The sequence below is a fragment of the Marinomonas gallaica genome (assembly GCF_049821165.1).
GTDB lineage: Bacteria > Pseudomonadota > Gammaproteobacteria > Pseudomonadales > Marinomonadaceae > Marinomonas > Marinomonas gallaica.
The window spans coordinates 2,924,369-2,944,096 of sequence record NZ_CP187511.1 but is presented as its reverse complement, the minus strand read 5'-3'; the positions used below and the strand labels follow the sequence as shown (position 1 = coordinate 2,944,096).

Genomic DNA, 19,728 nt, shown 5'->3' with positions numbered 1-19,728 from the left:
TTTAATAATTGTCTATTTTCACAAAATAAACTTCGAAGTTAGGCTCTTGGGAAAGCTGTGTTGATGTCTTGCGCACCCTTTTTCGGTGGTTAAAAAGTGATCAAAACGGTGTGGGTGGTTTGTATCATCAATTGGATGATGATCGATCAGATTTTATTAATACACTGTTTTATTCTGTATGGATGAAATAGTTGATGAGTCAAAACTACTAACACAATTTACTAATTTTTTTTGCAAAAAAGCAGATACTCAAGGTGTAGAATTGAGCACCAATAGCGATTAGCCGCTAATGACGCAATATAGTCGAGTCGATCTATAATTTTTCGAAGATAAAATAGGTAAAACATATCATCAATGCTAAAGCGTACTTGATGTACGCTTTATGTCTTCATAAATACATTCTCAAATTTCAGTCTGGAATCAGCCTGGTAAACAATTACTGTTTCTAGAGATACCTTATCTAAGGACACGTTTATGCAACACATCGGTCTAATTGGGCAAAATATTTCTGCTTCTCGTTCTCCATCTCTACATAATATGCTCGGTAAATTGAAGAGCTTCCCCGTTAGCTATGAGCTACAAGAATTAGACTCGCCAGAAGCCAGTGTATTTCAAGAGCGATTATCTTCAATAATTGATAAAGGTTTTATTGGTACGAATGTAACGTTTCCTTTTAAGCAAGTTGCGGTAGACAGCGCTGATGAAGTAAGTGATTCAGTTCAAAAAGTAGGCTCAACAAATACGCTATTGTTTAAGGATGGTAAAATACGTGCGTTTAATACTGATTTTACCGGTTTTATCCGTGGTTATCGTAAACGTTTAGGGGACCTTTCTGCTGGGAAGGTTTTGATGATTGGCGCGGGAGGAGTGGGTCGTGCTGTTGCGTTTGGGCTTTTTGAAGTGGGCGCGTCAGAATTGTTTATTTCAGACCTTAATACCGCAGGTGCGCAAGCGCTGGCCCAGTCTTTAAATGCGATTGGGTATAAGGCGACCGTTGTTGCAAAAGATTCGGTTGAAGCTATCGCTAAGCAAGTTGACGGACTTGTGAACTGCACACCTGTAGGTCATTACAAAACCCCAGGTAACCCATTAGCAGCATCTGCATTTGGTGGTCAGAAATGGGCCTTTGATGCCGTTTATACACCGATTGACACCGAGTTTTTAAAAGCAGCGAATCATGCGGGCCTAAAAATAGTTTCAGGTTTCGACCTGTTTTTTTATCAAGGCTTGGATGCCTTTGAAATTTTTACAGGGGTCGAAGTTCAAGATGTGACGCCTGTTCTGAAGCAATTCCGCGAAAAATATGATGTGGTAAGTACGCTTATCTAAGTCAATATATTGTTTGCCAAAACGCAGCATTTGCTGCGTTTTTTTGTTTTATGTATTCCTTTTTTGGTAGGTGTTGGGCGCTATATTTCATTCGTTTGTTATCCCTTGTATAGGCTAATATTTAGGACATTAAGCTGAATATTTATAAGAAATTTTGGCTGTTCTTGTATATTAATAACAATATATGTAAAGGGGTTTTAATGAAGACTGCATTAGCTACCGTATCCATCTCAGGAACCTTGCGAGAGAAAATGGAGGCTGCATCCAAGGCTGGTTTTCAGGGCGTTGAGATCTTTGAAAACGATTTGACGCAGTACTCAGGGTCACCGTCTGATGTGAGTAAAATGGCTCGTGATTTAGGCTTAGAGATCATTGCGTTACAACCATTTCGTGATATGGAAGGCAACCCTAGAGATATTCAAAAAAAACGCATTGAGATGCTGAAGCGTAAGATGCAGGTTGCGCATGAGTTAGGTACGAATCGCTTGTTGATGTGCTGTAATGTTCAGCCTTATGCCTCACCAGATCGCGATTTATGTGCCGCCGACTTACGTGATTTGGCTGAAATCGCTGCAAGTGAAGAGTTAATTCTAGGTTATGAAGCATTAGCATGGGGTCGCCATATTGCCGATTATGACGACGCTTGGGATTTAGTGCAGCGCGCGGATCATCCTAGTCTTGGGATTAACCTTGATACGTTTCATATGTTTTCGCGTGGCAATACATTGGATTGTCTGCGTGATGAGATACCAGTTGATAAAATTGCGTTAGTGCAAGTTGCTGATGCTCCAATAATGCCTCGTACCGATTACTTGACTTATAGTCGTCACTCTCGGTGTTTTCCTGGTCAAGGTGATATGCCAGTGGTTGAGTTTGTGCAGGTGTTGAAAGACAAAGGCTTTGATGACTACCTTTCTCACGAGATTTTCAATGATGAGTTCCGCTCATCTGACCCTGTTGCAAAAGCAATCGACGGTATGCGTTCATTGATATGGCTGGATGATCAAACTGCTCCAAAACACGGCATTGTGAAAGATGATATTGACGCTACAGCATCTATTACAGATATGGAGTTTATTGAGTTTGCGGTAGAAGGGAGTTCTGGCGATGAACTTATTAAAACCTTATCGCAGCTTGGTTTTGCAGAAACCCACAAGCACGTTTCAAAAAATGTGTCTTTGATGCGCCAAGGCGATATTAATTTAATTCTCAACAAAGAGCCGCAAAGCCAAGCTCACGAATACCATGAAAAGCATGGCGTATCGGTATGTGCTTTAGGCTTCGCGACAGAAAACGTAAAGCACACGCTTGATGTTGCTGAGCACTACAAGGCTGAGCGATTTGAGAATCAAGCTGGTCCAGGTGAGCTTAATATCCCAGCAATTCGAGGCGTGGCTGATAGTTTAGTTTACCTAGTTAATCGCGGCACGGGTTATCGCTTCTTTGATGTAGATTTTAAATCGATTAATGGCGTTCAAGGTGAGCAGGGTGTTGGGCTTGAGCGCATCGATCATATAGGTCAAACGGTTGCGAACGTAGACTTTTTGTCGACAGGATTTTTCTATAAGTCTTTATTTGGATTTGATATTGAGCCAAGCCAAGATCTTCCGGATATACACGGCTTGGTGGTGAGCCGGACTGCAACAAATAAAGACAAGACGGTACGTATACCAATTAACATGACTAATGCTCGCTCGGCGTCAGCGGAACGTTTTCTTACTCAAACACGTGGCTCGGGGGTTCAGCAAGTTGCCTTTGCATGTAAGGATATCTTTGTTGCTGCAAAAAATATTGATCAAGAGAAAGTTCTGACCATTCCCAATAATTATTATCGCGATATTGGTGCACGCTTCGACTTACCAGAAAAGCTGTTAATGAGCATGAAAGCGCACAATATTTTGTATGATCGCAACGATCAAGGAGAGTTTTTCCACTTTTATACAGAGCAGATACACGGTGTCTTCTTTGAGGTGGTTCAGAGGGTTGCAGGCTATGATAACTATGGCGAAGCAAATGCCTTTGTTCGCTTGGCTGCACAGGCGGAACAAGGGGAAAACTAGCGGTTACTGTTTGTGAGTGTCTTAAATTGGAGGGCGTTTAGCCCTCCAATTGTACGATCTTTATAATAGAGTGAAGAATAAGTCGGCGGGTATATTAAAACTCTTCGGTGTCGATTTCTTTCTGTTGGGCTACGTTGTAGCGCGCGCCACTTATAGTGTTCTGATTAATCATGTCGTTTAGGTCGCTTAATTGGTCTGCAGACAGTTTAATATCAGAAGAACCTAAGTTGTCATTCATGTGGTTCGCAAAGCGGGTGCCAGGAATGGCAACTACATGATCGCCTTGGTGCAACACCCACGCGAGTGCAAGTTGTGCTGGTGTGCAGCCCATTTCTTTTGCCATTTCAATAAAGTTATTCAACAGTAAAAGGTTTTTAGGGTAGTGATCATCGTTAAAGCGCGGCATATTGAGGCGAATGTCGCCCGTTTCTAATGATTCAGCGCTCTTTACCGCGCCAGTCAAATAGCCTCGCGCCAGTGGGCTAAATGCCACAAATGTCACCCCCAGTTCTTTTGTGGCTTCAAGTGTGGCAATTTCGGGGTTGCGTGTCCAAAGCGAGTATTCAGACTGTAGGGCAGTGATTGGAGCTTCTTTATGAGCGCTGCGTAAAGTATCGGCGGACACTTCGGAAAGGCCAATGGCGCCGATTTTACCCTCTTTAACTAAGTCATTCAGAGCGCCCACGCTTTCCTCAATGGCTACATTAGGGTCTTTACGATGTAGATAATACAGATTGATATACTCTGTTTTTAAGCGCTTTAAGCTGTCTTCACACTGTTGACGAATGTTCTCAGGTCGACCATTGATTTCTTTTTTACCATTAACCATCGCCATACCGCATTTGCTGGCTAAGAAAAATTCTTTACGAAGATGTTTTAGAGCTTTACCTACGAGCAGTTCATTCTTGCCTCCACCGTAGAGTGTTGCAGTATCAAAATGGCGATAACCCATCTCAAAAGCTTCTTGGAGGGCCTTAATAGCTTCTTCTTCGGCAACGGGGGAGCCGTAAGCATGAGAAAGGTTCATGCAGCCTAGGCCTATGCTAGGCGTGAGTAAATTCAAATGTTTTTCTGACATAGTCCTTGCCTTGTAGTAAGTGGTGTTTAGAAATGAAAAAACAGGGCACTTGGCCCTGCTTTTAGATGCTAGGTGAAAGCTAGTCCTCTAAGCACTGCTCTAATTTGTGTAGCGTTTCCATTGCATCGATTGCTTGAGTGACGCACGCATTCGGAGCGCGGCCGTCTTGGATTGCTGAGATGAATTCACGATCCTGAAGTTCAATGCCATTGTTTGAGACAGCGACGCCAGATAGATCAATTTTGTTCTCATTGCCATCGAATAGGTCATCATAGCGCGCAACATAAGTGCCATTGTCACAAATATAACGGAAGAAAGTACCAAATGGACCGTCATTATTGAAAGAAAGGGACAATGTACAAATTGCACCATTTGGCACTTTCATACCAATGCTCATATCCATGGCAATATTAAGCTCTTCATGAATAGGGCCTTGCAGAGCTTGAACTTTTGTCGCAACTTCACCGGTTTGATATTGAAATAAGTCAACCGTATGGCAAGCATGGTGCCATAAAAGATGGTCAGTCCAAGAGCGGGCTTGACCCAGCGCATTTTTATTGGAACGACGGAAAAAATAGGTTTGCACATCCATCTGTTGGACTTTTAATTCGCCCGCTGCAATTTTGTTGTGGATCCACTGATGAGAAGGATTAAAACGACGAGTGTGCCCCGCCATAGCAACCAGTCCCGTACGTTTTTGAGTTTCAACGACCTTGCGTGCGTCTTCGATGTTGTCTGCCATTGGAATCTCAGACATCACGTGCTTACCAGCTTCTAAGCATTGAATGGTTTGGGCGGCATGCATTTGTGTCGGTGTTGCTAGAATGACAGCGTCAACGTCATCAAGAGCCAACGCTTCTGCTAGATCTGTTGTATGGTGAGCAACGCCACGCTCTTCTGCAAAAGCTTTGATTGCATCAGGTTTGGTACCGACAACCGACACAACCTCAGCACCGTCAATGGCTGCGATAGCATCCATATGCTTCATGCCGAATGCGCCTGATGCGCCTGCAATACAAATTCTCATTAGATATCTCCTAGCGATTGACTTGTTGTTCTTGGTGAGCGTTACTGCTCTAAATTAATACATTCAATCTATCATTGGCGTTTTAAATGATGTAATTCGTAAACTACAGATGGCATTCAAAAAAGAGATAATATGTTTTTATTCAAAAGCTATCTGAATTGATCGCATATTTCGCGTAGAACACTCAAGAAGTGAGACTGAGTAATAGTTGGCAACCAGTTTTTTCTTACGCAAAGGCCAATGGGGCGGCGCGTATGCTCTAATGGATAAGATAAGATTTTGAGTATTCCTAACTCAATTTCTCGCTCCATCTGATGCTCAGATATTAATGTCAATCGATCACTTCCGATCAGTAATTCTCTTATTAAAATCTGTGAACTTGATTCCACAATACGACTTGGTTGAGGGCAGTCTGCTTGATCAAAGATTGCTTCGAAGGCCGATCGTGTGGGAGTTCCATCTGCAGGAACAACCCAAGCGAACTTTTCTAAATCTTCAGCTGAAACTTGGTTAAGAGATAAAAGTGGATGACCATCGCGACAGACTATCGATAGCGGTGGGTTCCAAAGCTCTTCTTGAATAACATCGTCCGCAGGAGAAGGGTAGCGAAGAGCGCCAAGCACAATGTCTATATCGCCGTGGCGTAGGTGGTGTAATAGGTCGGGGTAGGGACCTTCTATTATTTTAATATTCACATCTGGGTGCTGATCGCCAAACCGCAGAATGGACTTGGGTAAAATTGTGGTGCGTGCTAGCGGCATACTCCCTAGAGAGATAGTGGAAACATCTTTAAACTGTAATGCATGAATTTCATACATACCTTGACTTAATTCACTGAATGCCAACTTCGCAGCTTTTGTAAGCGTCTTGGCAGCATCGGTTGAACTAATACCGGTGTTTGTTTTATCGAAAAGTGCGATGCCAAGCAGTTTTTCAAGGTCACGGGCGGCTCTATGAACCGACGACTGTGAGACGCCAAGGTTACGACTGGCAATGCTGAAGTTTTGTACGTCGCACACAGCAACTAACGCTTTTAATTGGGTTGTGCTGATTTGAGCTAACACATTTGCAGAGAGCGTTTCTTTTAGCGATGGATCACGAAGTAACTCAGCGGCTGAATCTTTTAAGTAATCCAGCGAGCGAGTGACACGTTTTTGCCATAATATTCCGGATTCCGTGGGGTACATGCCATCGGAGTGCCGTTCAAATAAGTGGGTTTCGAGTTGCTTTTCTAATTTTGCAATGGCTTGTGTGATAGCAGGTTGAGACAAATAAATTTGCTCAGAAGCTCTAGTGATACTTTTTAGTTCGCAAACAGCCAAGAATACTCGTAAATGCCGCAAATTAGGAATTTGTAAATCCACTACTAGCTCCAGTCATACAATTTAGGTCACTATATCAAAAATGAATAGGTTTTAAAGTGGAAACGTTCGTATGGGGCATTTTCTTAGCTTCTATTCAAAATGAGCCATACTTATGAAAAATCTACTTTTTTTGCTTAAATTACGCTATTTTGGGTTCAGTATTTGTTTCTTAGGGTTGAGCATGCAGTTAAGTCGTTACTATGATGGATTAAAGTGGCTAATGTGTTCCATTGCTCTTTTATATGGGACTAGCATTTATGCTGCGGTAAGTATGCATGACTATTTTGCCGATGTTTGGACGTCGCATGACGGATTACCTCATAACAGTGTTAATGCTATTGCTCAAACAGAAGATGGTTACTTGTGGTTTGCAACATGGGAAGGCGTAGCCCGTTATAACGGCAAAAGCTTTAAGCTGTTTAGCCGTGACCCTGAAACAGGGTTGATTGATGCCGCCGTGCGAGCGTTGGCTCCGGCAAAAGGTAATCAGCTGTGGGTGGGTGGTGGCCGCGGTGGTATTACTGTTCGAGAACATTACAGCTGGTCGCAACAAGAGCCCGCTAAAAGTCTGGTAAACGATATATTGTTAGACGACGATTCGAATCTTTGGCTTGCAGTCGAGGGTGAGGGTGTATATTACCGACAAAAAGAAGGTGAAAATACTTATTCGGAAGATCGTTTAGTACTTAACGTTAGCACAGCACACCTTACCCAAACACGTTCAGGGCTTATTTACGCTGCCACCCGTTCTGGCCTCTATCGGGTTTCTTCTGAAGGTGCGCAAAAGCTGAAAATACCCGATATTCCCGAGAACGTGCGCGTTTATTATGTTTCTATAGATCATCGTGATCATGTATTAATCGGAACGACAAACGGTGCTTGGAGATACGATGGAAAGCAATTTACAGAGTTGCTGCCAGATCTACGCACTTCAACAATTACGGTGGTTGAAGAAGATGATGAGGGAAATATCTGGCTCGGTTCTATTGATAAAGGATTAGCGCGAATTACGCTTCGTGGTGTTGATTTTATTGATACAAGTTCTGGTTTACCGAACAATCGGGTTATCTCTTGGTTTCAAGATTCGGAAGGCAGCATTTGGGTCGGCACTAATGGTGGCGTAATGCGATTACGTGAAGCGCCTTTTCGTAATTATTCAGCGTTAGAAGGGTTAGAAGGTAACTTTGTCCGAACGTTACTTAATATACCGGGAGACCGATTTTTAGTTGGCAGTAGCGAAGGTTTAAATTTAATAGAAGATGGGAAAGTGCTGGTAGCCAGTGAGCAACCGGCTGCGCGTCAGTCTATGCTAAGTTTAGCGAATATTTCCGATCAGTCTGTTCTAGTGGGTACGCAACGCAATGGCGTCTACCGCTGGAAGTCGGGGCTGATGACGCCCCTTTATAATAAAGATAACGGGTTGCCTGACAATGAAGTACGAGCTTTATTAGAGGATTCAAAAGGACGTGTTTGGATTGGTACGGTTAATGGCTTAGTGATGTTTGAGCAAGACGGTACTCGTACTGTTTTTGATGAGCACAGTTCAAATTTGCCTGATAATTATATTATCGCCTTAAGTGAAGATCGACGCGGTCGGATTTGGATTGGTACAGCGGAAGGAGTCGCTGTTTATGATCGTCGCAACCGTATTCTTCCTATTGATATATCAATATTTGAGCAGGCACAGTATGTGTTTGGTTTTTACATTGAACCTGGTTTTGTATGGATGGCAACTGATCGTGGTTTGCTTCGATATGACACGATCGCCAATGAACTTACTGGCGTTGGTAAACCTGAAGGGCTGCCAATCGATAAGCTATTTCAAGTTGTTTATGATCGCATGGGAAGTTTCTGGCTAACGAGTAACCGTGGTATCTGGAAAATTAGTTATGTTGAGGCCCATCGTGCTGCCTCAGGTGAAATAGCTGCCATCAATTTTGAGCATTTTGGTGATGAAGATGGCATGGGCAGTAGTCAAGCGAACGGCGGCTCAACGCCGGCAGCAGTGAGCGCTAAAAGAGGTATGTTGGGTTTTGCGACAGCGGGCGGCGTGTCTTTTATTTTGCCGACTACACTTAAACAGCTCTACCAATACAGCCTACCAATAGTCATTGAAGACGTAGAAGTCGACGGTGTATCGATCAACCCTCAACGCGATTACTCACTGCAACCTGGATCGAATCGTATACGAATTAACTTTGCTGGGCTCAGTTACATTATGCCTGAGCGTTTGCAATATCAAACCAAGTTGGTGGGGTTTGATGATGATTGGAATTATCAAGGTAGTCAAACCGTCGCCGAGTATACCAACTTACCGCCTGGGCATTATGAATTTCATGTCAGTGTTCGCTATCCCTATGGCGAATGGCATGAGTCTAAAACAAAGTACGAATTTGAACTGCAACCCTTGGTTTGGCAAAGAAGAGATGTACAAGCTTTGTTACTGATCGCCCTTGTCGCGGGTTTAACCCTTCTTATGTACTGGCGAGTGTATGCGTTGAAAAAGCGTCAACGTGATATGGCGATGCAAATTCATACTAAAACTGAAGCATTAAGGGAACAAGCGGAGCGTTTTGAGCGGTTGTCCAAAGAGGATGTTCTGACGGGCCTGTACAACCGACGTGCTTTTGATGAAAAGGTACGCAGGGACTTTATGCTATCGATTCAAGGGCTGGGTAAGTTGAATCTTGCCATTATAGATATAGATCATTTTAAACAGGTAAATGACCGATTCTCTCATATAGTTGGAGATGAAGTTATCAAGCTTATGGCTAAGTTCTTGAAGGAGTCTGTGAGTGCCCCTAACGTAGTTGCCCGCTGGGGTGGTGAAGAGTTTACGTTGTTAATTCATGGCACTGAAGAGCAAGCTTTAGCGCTTTGTAATGGGCTACTTGAAGGTGTCGCTAAACTTCATTGTCCACAGCTGAATGATGAGTTTCATTTAACTGTCAGTATTGGCTTGGCGAATGCCTTGGGCTGCCATGACTATCAAAGCCTTTTAAAGCGTGCGGATCATGCTTTGTATCAAGCTAAAAACTCAGGCCGTAATCGTATCGAGCAATATCATGAATTTCGTTGATGAGGATGCATCTTTCCTGATTTAGGTCAGGCACTGAGAATGATTCCAGCTTTAGTCTCTTTTTGTTAGAACAAATTAACTATTTAGTCTAGTCAGCAGGAGAGAACAATGATTGACAGTAGTCGTCGTAAATTTGTGAAAAAAGGGTTGTTTGGCTTGGCTGCACTGCCGTTTGGTATGGGCGCGCTTACCTCTAATGCGTTTGCTGCATTGCCAATGTTAGACCCAAATGCGCCTAATGCTAAAGCGTTAGCGTATGTGCCAGATGCTGCAAATGCTTCTTCACACGCAGCATTTAAAGCAGGTAGCGCATGCAGTAACTGTAATTTCTATAATGCAGGTTCTGGCGCTTGCCCATTGTTTGCGGGCCATGCCGTTGAAGCAAATGGATGGTGTCAGGCTTGGGTTAAAAAACCATAATGATGATTGAGTAGCTGTTATTAAAAAGCTCTTAAGCCGTGGAAGGTTTAAGAGCTTTTAAAATGCGTTTAATAGCAACGAGCTGTTTTGTTATTCGCTTTTAATGAAGCATAGACTTTTTGCGGTGCAGGCATCGCTTGCTGTAAATCGCGGATTCTTGTCTGAGGAGAAGGGTGCGTGGACAGGAATTCTGGTGTTGTGCTGTTGCCACTTTTTTGAGCCATGTTTTGCCACAGCGTCACGCTCTCACTTGGATCAAAGCCTGCTTTAGCCATTAAATCTAAACCGATATAATCAGCCTCCGATTCATGAGTTCGGCTAAATGGTAAAATAATACCGAATTGAGCCCCTAAGCCTAGTCCCTGAAATATGAGAGATTTTGTTGCAGAATCTGCACCAGCAAGTTGGTATCCCACAGATAAAGCTTGATTGGTTGCCAGTTGAGTTGAAACACGTTCATTACCATGACGTGCTAATACGTGTCCGACTTCATGCCCGATAACAGCCGCTAGCTGAGACTGATTGTCGGCGACTTCAAGCAGCCCTGTATAAACCCCAATTTTGTAACCTGGTAAAGCAAAGGCGTTGACTTGTTCGTCATTAAAAAGCACTACTTCCCAAGCTTGTTTGCGATATTCATCTGGTAATACAGAGATGATATGATCGGCAACACATTGAACCTTTTGGGTTGCTTGAGAGCTTTCTGATTTGGGTGTTTCCGCTTTCATTTCCGTAAATGATGCCACCCCCATTTCATTAAGTTGACTGTCAGGTAGCAATACAAGTTGCTTGCGGCCTGTTGGGGACGTAGCGCAGGCAACCAGCGACGCGCTAATAAGTCCAATAGTTAAGCTACGCAATAATGACGTTGTCAATTGAGTCTCCTTGTTAGCCTTGGATGTCATGAAGCAGCTCGGCCGCCTGCAGTACGATCCCTTCACCGGCCATATTGGGTGCTACACCAACGCTTACACCATCATTTGTCATGCCGGGTAACCACACTTCAAAGAACGCCTCGTTGTTGATGTCGAGTGCGCTGAAGCCTTCATAATCCGATTTAGCCCATTCATTGGCCATTTCTTCCGTTGGCCAAACAGGTAATACTCGCTCACTACCAATAGTGATGTTCAAACAGCCTTCCGTGTCCGCTAAGGTGTAACAGGTGCCGCCACTTTTAACGTGAGCAACAAAAAGATCGTAACGGTTCTGACTGGTCTCTCTAAAAAAGCTTGTATTATCAATAGTCATAAATGTTTTCTTCAATGTGTTTAACTGATACTAACAACTACAGACTATATCTGATAGTTAAAAAAATGGGCGATCGATATAGATCACCCATTGCGTAAAAAACAAGGAAAGACCGTGATTAGCGTGGAATCTCGTCAGAAATGCCTTCTACGTACCAATTTACCTGAGCTAATTCTGTATCGCTCAGGGTATGTCCTTCAGGAACAACAAGGTTTCCTTTGTTATCTTTGATGGGACCTGTGAAAGGGTGAAACTTTCCAGAGTGGATCATCTCGTATGTTTCATCAATCTTAGCTCGAACGTCTTTCGGTAAGTTGTCATTGATAGACGCTAGACTAAGCATGTCCTCTTGAAAACCACCCCAGAAGTCTTTTGGTTCATACGTGCCATCCATGACTTCTTGAGTAATTTTGATGTAGTAGGGAGCCCAATCATCACGTACAGAGAAAACGTGCGCATTCGGGGCGAAGCTGCTTTGATCCGATGCTTGTCCAATAGCGCGCGCACCGCGCTTTTCTGCAGCAATCAGAGGAGCTGGGCTATCAGTATGCTGCAGTAATACATCCACACCTTGGTCCATCAGAGCGTTGGCTGCATCTGTTTCTTTGCCTGGATCATACCAAGAATTCACCCAAACGATTTTCATAGTGACTTCAGGGTTGACGCTTTTCGCCGCCATGTAAGAAGCGTTAATGTCACGAATAACTTCAGGGATAGGGAAGGATCCAATGTAGCCAATGGTATTGGACTTGGTTAGCATGCCAGCAGCAACCCCTGATACGTAACGACCTTCATAAGTGCGAAGTACGTATGTGCCCATATTTTTAGAGCGTTTGTAGCCTGTTGCATGTTCGAAGGTGACGTTAGGAAAGCGTTTTGCAACTTTTAACGTAGGATTCATGAAACCAAAAGACGTGGAGAAAATCAGGTCATTACCTGCTTTTGCAAGCTGAGTGATGACTCGCTGAGCATCTGCACCTTCTGGTACGTTTTCTACATAGGTTGTTTCCACTTTGTCACCGAAGAACTCTTGAAGCTCTTTGCGGCCACGGTCGTGTTCATAACTCCAACCTAGGTCGCCCACTGGGCCGACATAAACAAACCCAACTTTAAATGGGTCGTCTGCAGCTTGTGCAGCAGCAACGCCCGCTAGTAGGCCAAGGCCTACAAGTAAGTTTTTTAGTTTCATTATTTGCTCCTTTTGTGCCCGAAGGCGATCTACATTAAACATGATTAACTACTAAGCCATTTGACGAGGATCGAATGGTTTACCAAGAGAGCGCGGCGCGAGTAACTTTTCTTTATATTTATCTGCACTGATGATGACCATGACTACAATTGTTGCCACATAGGGCAACATCGCCAATAAGTTTGGTGAAATAGACCAACCCATCCCTTGAAGAACAAGGTGCATAATACTTGCCAACCCAAATAGATAAGCACCCAATACAATATTACCAATTCGCCATGAAGCAAATACGACGAGCGCTAACGCTATCCAACCTCGCCCAGCTGTCATATTTTCAACCCACATAGGGGTGTATACCAGTGACATATAGGCGCCGCCTAAACCAGCCATAGCACCACCAAACATGACGGCAAGATAGCGAACTCGCAGCACTTTAATACCAATTGCGTTGGCTGCATTTGGGTTTTCACCAACGGCTTTAATCGTTAGGCCTAATCGAGTTTTGTTGGCGACAAAAGCAATTATGATGGCAAGAAAGACAGCAATGTATACCATCACATCATGACTAAATAGAACTTTTCCTAGCACGGGTATATCTGAAAGTACTGGAATCGACAAGGGTTGAAAGCCAGTTATAGTCTGACCAACAACGCCTGAGCCGATGAAGGCGCTTAATCCTGTGCCGAAAATGGTCAGAGCCAAGCCTGTTGCAACTTGATTGGCGCCAAGATGTAACACTAAGAAGCCAAAGATTAAGCTCATCACCATGCCTATGATCATGGCTCCTAGCAGCCCGAAACCTGCATTTCCAGTGCCGTAAGCGGCCATGAAACCGACCACTGCGCCCATTAACATCATACCTTCCTGCCCTAAGTTCAAGACCCCTGTTTTTTCACAAATGGCCTCGCCTAAAGCAATAAATAGAAGGGGGGTGCCCGTTTTAATGGCTGCAAAAAGTACTTGAGTAATTAGATCAATATCCACGTTTTGCTCCTAAGCCATTTTTTCGCGTAAAGGTACGATGCGGTAACGAATGAAGAAATCACACGCCAAGAGGAAGAACAACAATATCCCTTGAAACATGCCGACGACAGCAATAGGAATGCCCATTTCTATCTGAGCTAAGTCTCCACCCATATATAAAATAGCTAAGAAAATAGCTGCGACAATGGCACCTGCAGGATGAAGACGACCAAGATATGCAACGATAATAGCGGAATAACCGTACCCCGGGGAGATGTTTGGCGTAAGCTGGCCAATAGGCCCCGCTACTTCGGATACGCCTGCCAATCCGGCTAGGGCACCTGCAAATAGCATAACAAACCAGCTAATTGCCTTTGCATTGTAACCTGCATAGATCGCGGCAGGTTCATCGGCACCGTAAACACGAATCTTAAATCCAAGATGTGTTTTGGCCAGCAAAAACCAAGCGAATAGTGCCAGTACAATGGCGAAGACGACGCCAAGATGCACGCGTCCGCTGTCTGAGAGTACAGGTAGTAAGGTGGCATCTGAGAACAGCGCTGACTCTGGAAAACCAAAGCCTTCCGGATCGCGTAATGGCCCATGAACCGCCCAAATTAACAAGTACAATGCAATATAGTTTAGCATTATGGTCGTAAGGATTAAGTTAGAGTTAAACTTTACCTTGAGGAGAGTAGCGATGCCTGCCCAAGCCATGCCAGAGACGATGCCACCCAATAAAGTGAGAGGCATCGCAAAAGCAGAATTCGAGTCGACGAACATTAGGGCAACAGTACTGCCTCCAAGTGCGCCCGCCAACAGTTGGCCTTCAGCACCAATGTTCCACATATTGGCGCGATAACACAGAGCTAAACCGACGGCGCACAGCAGCAATGGCCCCATTTTAACCAGCATTTCACTGATATTATAAGCGTCTGATAATGGTAGTATTAGCAGTACATGCAGTGCTTGTAATGGATCTTTGTCGAGAGCCGTAAACAGCAGAGAGCCAAAGATTAACGTGAGTACAATGGCTAAAAAAGGCGATGCAAACGTCATTAGCGTGCTGGGTTCTGTTCGAGCTTGCACTTGGATCATGCGAGTGCCTCCTGTTGCTCTGATTCATTAATGAAGGTACCTGCCATCCATTGACCTATTTGATCTATAGACGTTTCTTCAGCACGAACAACGGGAGAAAGGTGACCGTCGCACACAGCAGCCATACGGTCTGCTAGCAAGAAAAGCTCATCAATGTCTTCTGAAATTAATAAAATTGCGGCACCTTGATCTCGAAGTTGCAATAACGCTTGATGGATAGCAAGAGCGGCACCAACATCGACCCCCCATGTGGGGTGAGCACAGATGAGTACTTTTGGATTTTGGCCAATTTCACGTCCCATAATGAATTTCTGTAGGTTACCACCGCTTAAGCTTTTAGCTTCAGAAAACTCACCATGACATTTAACGTTGTACTGGGAGATAAGGCTTTTGGCGTACTCTTTTACGGCTTTCCAGTTCACAAGGCCGGATTGTACAAAACCACGGCTGTGTGTCAGCAATGTGTTTTCGGATAAGCTCATTTCAGGAACAGCGCCTCGCCCCAAGCGTTCTTCTGGCACATAAGCCAGTCCGTTACGTCGGCGTAGACCAGCAGATTGAGTGCCAATGTCACGGCCATCAAGTATTAATGTGTTTTTAAGAGTACGACTGTCTTCTCCGCTGATGATCGACATCAGTTCTTCTTGCCCGTTACCCGCAACACCAGCAATGCCAAGAATTTCACCTTTGTACAGCTCAAAGTTAACCTGTTTTAAGGTGGTGCCGAAAGGGTGTTTAGCGGCTAAAGAGAGGTTCTTTGCAGTAAAGACAATGTTTTCACCGAACGCTTTCTCATACCCAGCATCTTGTTCAGCGAGGTCGCCTACCATCATTTTAGCGATCGTGGCAGGGGTTTCGTTGGCTGGCTGACAATCGCCCACGAATTTGCCGCCACGAAGAATTGTGGCGTTATGACAAATTTCCGTCACTTCATGAAGTTTGTGAGAAATAAATAAAATACTACAGCCTTCAGAAGAGAGTTTTCTCAAAACGGTGAATAACCCAGCAACTTCTTGCGGTGTTAATACTGAAGTGGGCTCATCAAGAATCAGAAGCTTTACCGATTGAACCAGACAACGCATGATTTCGACACGTTGGCGCTCTCCAATCGAAAGGGAATGGACGAATCTGTCTGGATCAACATTAAGACCGTAGGTTGCAGATAGGTCTCGAATACGTTCAGCTAAGTCACCGATTGAGTGCAATTGCGATCGACTTAAACACAGCTCTATGTTTTGCGCGACAGTGAGCGTTTCAAATAATGAAAAATGTTGGAACACCATGCCAATGCCTAAGTCACGGGCCTTAGAAGGAGACTTGATCTCTACTTCGTGACCATCCCAAAGGATCTGACCAGAGTCTGGGGCAACCACGCCATAGATTGTTTTTACTAATGTACTTTTGCCTGCGCCATTTTCTCCCAATAATGCATGTATTTCACCTGGCATCAGGCGCATGCAAATTTGATCATTGGCTAGACATCCGGGGTACTGTTTAGTGATATTCAGTAGTTCTAGACGCGGGCTAGAGCTCTGGTTTTTCAATGTTTCCGACACCGTTAATTCTCTATGTGATTGGATGTTAAGCGTTTTTGGATACGCTTCTTTTTCGCCGTGCTTGGCTTTTGGCTTTCCTTTGCCGACTTATACTGAGTAGGTACTGAGTTAGTCGAATGTTTTACAATCAATAATTGTGCCAATACAGCGTAATTAACCGAAAGGCTGTAATAAGTCGCGAAGAATACGCAATTTTGACTTGTTTGTCTGCACGGTCAGCTTTGTTGGTGTGGATTATTTCTGTTTGAAATGCATTATTCCTGATTTTATGGTCAATATTGCGCTATGTTGGTGCTTATGTTGACCGATCGGTCCAGAATTAGACGTAGGCGAGTGCCGTTAGCTCGTGTAAAATGGGGTCTGAATTTTGGCTCCCAATTTTTTGATTTCTAGCGCTATGACCGTTGTCTAATAGGACAAATTTTGTCTCTGTTGAAGAAGTATTTTGCAAGGCTTGCTGAGCTCAGTGCTATAAATAGTATTGATGTCGATTTGAATCGCAAGCAAGTGGTTAACATAACCTATTTGTTTTCCATGATCGTTGGGTTGTTGTCAGCTATCGTTTTCATGGTTAACGACTGGGTTATTGAATCTACGGTTCATTTTCTCGGCGCGGCGGTTTCTTTAATGGGTTTTGTGCTGTCTATTAAAGGTTATTCCCGTACATCAAGATTACTGTTTCCAGTCGCTTGTGCGACGTATATTGTTTTTTGTACTTTTTTGTTTTACGGCTCAGACAGTCATTTTATGTGGTTGCTAGTGGTATTGGCTGCTTACTCGGTCACTGGGTTTCGAGTAGAGGGCGGTAAAGCTCAATTGCTGGTTTGCTTTTTTGCGTTAGTGGCCTTTGCCTTTATTAAATTATTTGCGCCCACCACCACCCAATACGTATCTATGGATGCACGCTTGCTGATAGCGCTGTGTACATTTACGGCATCTTGTACTTTGATTGTTTTGATTGCTGGAGTGGTTGTGACCAAGTTGCGGAGGCTCAATGAGCATCTTCGTAATCTTGCTGAAGTAGATGATCTAACCAAACTCAGTAATCGTCGCAAGGTTTTGGCAGAAGCTGTTAATGTGTTTGCTGATTCGATTATCAATAATCAACGCTGCTGTTTTGCTATTCTAGATTTAGATCATTTTAAAAATATCAATGATCGTTTTGGTCACGAAGCAGGTGACACTGTTTTGAAAAGCTTCGCGAGAGTCATGGCTAATAATGCACGGCGGGGAGATTGGGTTGGTCGTTATGGCGGTGAAGAGTTTGTCATTGTTATGCCTAATACTCGTATAAAAGATGCAGTCAGTGTGATGGAGCATTTAAGAATACAAATTGCGGATTTGGCGATTCAAATCGAGGGGCATGTAGCACCGATACATGTCACAACTAGCATTGGTGTGGCTGAAATTACAGATGATACGGCACGTTACGAGCAAATCTTGGCGCGTGCAGATGAAGCGTTATACATGGCAAAAAATAATGGCCGTAACCGCGTTGAAATCAACGTAAGTTAATAAGTGAGCTAGACATAATGGATCCAATAGAAGTCGTGTTGAAGCACGATGATTTCTGGGTAGTGGTTAAGCCAGCTGATGAGAGTTTTCATTCAGAGGACGGCATGGGGTTTGCTGAACGGTTAAACCAAACGTATCCGGAGCAGACATTTTACTCACTGCATCGGCTGGATAAGATGACGTCAGGCTTAATTCTGTTTGCAACCAATAAAACGGCAGCGGCGGTCTTTGGTGATTTGTTCGCGCAGCATGCCTTAGAAAAAAGGTATATTGCTGTTTCAGTCAATAAGCCGAAGAAGAAGCAGGGGACTATTTCAGGCTCAATGTTGCCGAGCCGACGTGGTCAATGGAAGCTTTCTGCTCAAGGTGACAATCTTGCTGTTACTCAGTTTTTTAGCTTTTCTGAATCTGGTAAACGTTATTTTTGGATCCGTCCATTGACGGGTAAAACACATCAAATTCGTGTTGCGCTAAAAAGCATTGGCGCGGCAATTTTAGGTGATGAGCGTTATAGTGGCGAAGTATCAGATCGTGGCTATTTACATGCCTACTCCCTTGCGTTTGAGTGGCAAGGAGAGCCTATGTATTTTGAAAGTTGGCCTAAAGAAGGCGAACACTTTCCGGACTCGATCCGGTCGTTATATCAACAATATTTTTTCGAGCCATCTTTGTCATGGCCTAAATTCACGATTCCTAAGAAAACCATCTTGTAACTATGAAAAACGTTTTAATATATTGTCGTCCAGGGTTTGAACGAGACGCTCTAGCAGAAATTTCAGATAAAGCATCTGAGCATGGCTTTTATGGCTACGGCGTTCCCGCTGAAAACTCAGGTTATGTGTTGTATAACACAGGCGATGACCAAGGTGGAGAAACGTTAATTCAATCTCTGTCATTTAATCATCTAATCTTTGCGCGTCAAATTATTGCGGTTAATGATGTGATTGATTTCGAAAAGGGTGGTCGGGTACAGGCACTTCTAGAGGCGGCACGAGAGCTTCCTCTTGCAGAAGATATGTGGTTTGAAACCGCGGATACGAACGAAGCTAAAGCATTAGCAGGTTTGATAAAAAAGATTGAAAAACCGTTGATGGGTGCTTGGAAAAAAGCGGGATTGCTGCGTAAAAAAGCAGTAGGTATTCGTCATCATGTCTTTTTTATGGAGGGGAACCAAGCCTACCTAGGTGTCAGTTATCAATCTTGTCGATCTGAATTTTTATCAGGTATTCGTCGATTGCGCTTCCCATCTAAGGGGCCTTCTCGTTCAACTTTGAAATTAGAAGAAGCTCTGCTACAGTTTGTGCCAGAACAAAGACGAGAAAGAGACCTTTACGAAGGCATGCATGCTGTAGATTTGGGGGCTGCGCCAGGAGGGTGGACATACCAGTTTGTCATCAGAGGTATTCATACCTATGCGGTTGATAATGGGCCGATGCAGAAGGAGTTAATGAATACCGGACTGGTGTCGCATATGACTGAAGATGGCTTTAAGTTTAAGCCGCCAGGAAAAGTTGACTGGTTGGTATGTGACATGGTTGAACGCCCTATTTTAGTGGCGGAACTCATGGCGAAATGGTTATGTGAGGGGTGGACTCAGCGTGCCATCTTCAATTTGAAGCTACCAATGAAGAAACGATATCAGGAAGTAGTTCAGTGTTTTGAGCTTATTGCTAGTCAATTGAAGCAGCAGGGGTTGAGATATGAGATGCAGTATAAGCATCTATATCATGACCGAGAAGAAATTACGGTTTGCGTGATGGTAAAATAACCAAATCCTAGTTTTGATAAATGGGGCGATTAAG

16 protein-coding genes are annotated in these 19,728 nt (G+C 43.8%); 7 read left to right on the top strand and 9 right to left on the bottom strand.

All coding sequences use genetic code 11. The annotated features are described in order from the left end of the window. Window positions 1-474: 474 nt before the first annotated feature. Together ACPUEK_RS13950 and ACPUEK_RS13945 are read left to right on the top strand one after the other, a co-directional pair. Window positions 475-1,329 (top strand): shikimate dehydrogenase family protein, encoded by an 855-nt coding sequence (locus ACPUEK_RS13950; RefSeq protein WP_425641109.1) that lies wholly within the window; start codon window positions 475-477, stop codon window positions 1,327-1,329. Window positions 1,330-1,529: 200 nt separating this feature from the next. Next, complete coding sequence (locus ACPUEK_RS13945) at window positions 1,530-3,389, top strand: bifunctional sugar phosphate isomerase/epimerase/4-hydroxyphenylpyruvate dioxygenase family protein (RefSeq protein ID WP_425641108.1); 1,860 nt, start codon at window positions 1,530-1,532, stop codon at window positions 3,387-3,389. A gap of 94 nt (window positions 3,390-3,483) precedes the next feature. On the opposite strand, the gene ACPUEK_RS13940 is transcribed toward ACPUEK_RS13945, so the two are convergent. The 3 genes from ACPUEK_RS13940 to ACPUEK_RS13930 form a co-directional block, all read right to left on the bottom strand. Then, entirely contained in the window at window positions 3,484-4,467 is a 984-nt protein-coding gene (locus ACPUEK_RS13940; protein ID WP_425641107.1) for an aldo/keto reductase, read from the bottom strand. 79 nt (window positions 4,468-4,546) lie between these two features. Next, complete coding sequence (locus ACPUEK_RS13935) at window positions 4,547-5,494, bottom strand: Gfo/Idh/MocA family oxidoreductase (RefSeq protein ID WP_067037469.1); 948 nt, start codon at window positions 5,492-5,494, stop codon at window positions 4,547-4,549. Between the two features lie 149 nt (window positions 5,495-5,643). After that, on the bottom strand, window positions 5,644-6,858 hold the full coding sequence (locus tag ACPUEK_RS13930; protein WP_425641106.1) for a LysR family transcriptional regulator: 1,215 nt from the start codon (window positions 6,856-6,858) through the stop codon (window positions 5,644-5,646). Window positions 6,859-6,970: 112 nt separating this feature from the next. Here ACPUEK_RS13930 and ACPUEK_RS13925 point away from each other — a divergent pair, with 112 nt between their 5' ends. After that, a complete protein-coding gene (locus ACPUEK_RS13925; protein ID WP_425641105.1) occupies window positions 6,971-9,937 on the top strand; it encodes a diguanylate cyclase in 2,967 nt (988 codons plus the stop codon). Between the two features lie 108 nt (window positions 9,938-10,045). Next, window positions 10,046-10,357, top strand: coding sequence for a high-potential iron-sulfur protein (locus ACPUEK_RS13920; RefSeq protein WP_067223082.1), 312 nt, complete (start codon window positions 10,046-10,048; stop codon window positions 10,355-10,357). Between the two features lie 68 nt (window positions 10,358-10,425). Here ACPUEK_RS13920 and ACPUEK_RS13915 read toward each other — a convergent pair whose 3' ends face one another. The 6 genes from ACPUEK_RS13915 to ACPUEK_RS13890 form a co-directional block, all read right to left on the bottom strand. Continuing rightward, window positions 10,426-11,262 carry a M48 family metallopeptidase gene (locus tag ACPUEK_RS13915; protein WP_425641104.1) on the bottom strand — a complete coding sequence of 279 codons (837 nt, stop codon included), beginning with the start codon at window positions 11,260-11,262 and terminating at the stop codon, window positions 10,426-10,428. Next, window positions 11,246-11,605: a DUF2750 domain-containing protein gene (locus ACPUEK_RS13910; RefSeq protein WP_067037477.1), complete on the bottom strand. Its 360-nt coding sequence runs from the start codon at window positions 11,603-11,605 to the stop codon at window positions 11,246-11,248. Before ACPUEK_RS13910 ends, ACPUEK_RS13915 begins: the two co-directional genes overlap by 17 nt. 118 nt (window positions 11,606-11,723) lie before the next feature. Then, window positions 11,724-12,794 carry a BMP family ABC transporter substrate-binding protein gene (locus tag ACPUEK_RS13905; RefSeq protein WP_067223075.1) on the bottom strand — a complete coding sequence of 357 codons (1,071 nt, stop codon included), beginning with the start codon at window positions 12,792-12,794 and terminating at the stop codon, window positions 11,724-11,726. Window positions 12,795-12,845: 51 nt separating this feature from the next. Continuing rightward, window positions 12,846-13,778, bottom strand: a complete 933-nt coding sequence (locus ACPUEK_RS13900; protein ID WP_425641103.1) for an ABC transporter permease — start codon at window positions 13,776-13,778, stop codon at window positions 12,846-12,848. A gap of 9 nt (window positions 13,779-13,787) precedes the next feature. Beyond that, window positions 13,788-14,855 carry an ABC transporter permease gene (locus ACPUEK_RS13895; protein WP_067223068.1) on the bottom strand — a complete coding sequence of 356 codons (1,068 nt, stop codon included), beginning with the start codon at window positions 14,853-14,855 and terminating at the stop codon, window positions 13,788-13,790. After that, window positions 14,852-16,411, bottom strand: coding sequence for an ABC transporter ATP-binding protein (locus tag ACPUEK_RS13890; RefSeq protein WP_425641102.1), 1,560 nt, complete (start codon window positions 16,409-16,411; stop codon window positions 14,852-14,854). Before ACPUEK_RS13890 ends, ACPUEK_RS13895 begins: the two co-directional genes overlap by 4 nt. Before the next feature lie 423 nt (window positions 16,412-16,834). Between ACPUEK_RS13890 and ACPUEK_RS13885 the strand changes: the two genes are divergently transcribed. Genes ACPUEK_RS13885 through rlmM form a run of 3 tightly spaced genes read left to right on the top strand, consistent with a single transcriptional unit; the run spans window position 16,835 to window position 19,694 of the window. Then, window positions 16,835-17,926 (top strand): GGDEF domain-containing protein, encoded by a 1,092-nt coding sequence (locus ACPUEK_RS13885; RefSeq protein ID WP_425641101.1) that lies wholly within the window; start codon window positions 16,835-16,837, stop codon window positions 17,924-17,926. Between the two features lie 17 nt (window positions 17,927-17,943). Continuing rightward, on the top strand, window positions 17,944-18,639 hold the full coding sequence (locus ACPUEK_RS13880) for a pseudouridine synthase (protein ID WP_425641100.1): 696 nt from the start codon (window positions 17,944-17,946) through the stop codon (window positions 18,637-18,639). Window positions 18,640-18,641: 2 nt separating this feature from the next. Next, on the top strand, window positions 18,642-19,694 hold the full coding sequence (gene rlmM, locus ACPUEK_RS13875; RefSeq protein ID WP_425641099.1) for a 23S rRNA (cytidine(2498)-2'-O)-methyltransferase RlmM: 1,053 nt from the start codon (window positions 18,642-18,644) through the stop codon (window positions 19,692-19,694). Window positions 19,695-19,728: the final 34 nt, after the last annotated feature.

Coding starts and splice junctions, on each gene's coding strand:
- ACPUEK_RS13925 (WP_425641105.1), top strand. CDS start 6,971: ATGAAAAATCTACTTTTTTTGCTTAAATTACGCTATTTTGGGTTCAGT.
- rlmM (WP_425641099.1), top strand. CDS start 18,642: ATGAAAAACGTTTTAATATATTGTCGTCCAGGGTTTGAACGAGACGCT.
- ACPUEK_RS13950 (WP_425641109.1), top strand. CDS start 475: ATGCAACACATCGGTCTAATTGGGCAAAATATTTCTGCTTCTCGTTCT.
- ACPUEK_RS13895 (WP_067223068.1), bottom strand. CDS start 14,855: ATGATCCAAGTGCAAGCTCGAACAGAACCCAGCACGCTAATGACGTTT.
- ACPUEK_RS13920 (WP_067223082.1), top strand. CDS start 10,046: ATGATTGACAGTAGTCGTCGTAAATTTGTGAAAAAAGGGTTGTTTGGC.
- ACPUEK_RS13905 (WP_067223075.1), bottom strand. CDS start 12,794: ATGAAACTAAAAAACTTACTTGTAGGCCTTGGCCTACTAGCGGGCGTT.
- ACPUEK_RS13880 (WP_425641100.1), top strand. CDS start 17,944: ATGGATCCAATAGAAGTCGTGTTGAAGCACGATGATTTCTGGGTAGTG.
- ACPUEK_RS13915 (WP_425641104.1), bottom strand. CDS start 11,262: ATGACATCCAAGGCTAACAAGGAGACTCAATTGACAACGTCATTATTG.
- ACPUEK_RS13940 (WP_425641107.1), bottom strand. CDS start 4,467: ATGTCAGAAAAACATTTGAATTTACTCACGCCTAGCATAGGCCTAGGC.
- ACPUEK_RS13945 (WP_425641108.1), top strand. CDS start 1,530: ATGAAGACTGCATTAGCTACCGTATCCATCTCAGGAACCTTGCGAGAG.
- ACPUEK_RS13910 (WP_067037477.1), bottom strand. CDS start 11,605: ATGACTATTGATAATACAAGCTTTTTTAGAGAGACCAGTCAGAACCGT.
- ACPUEK_RS13935 (WP_067037469.1), bottom strand. CDS start 5,494: ATGAGAATTTGTATTGCAGGCGCATCAGGCGCATTCGGCATGAAGCAT.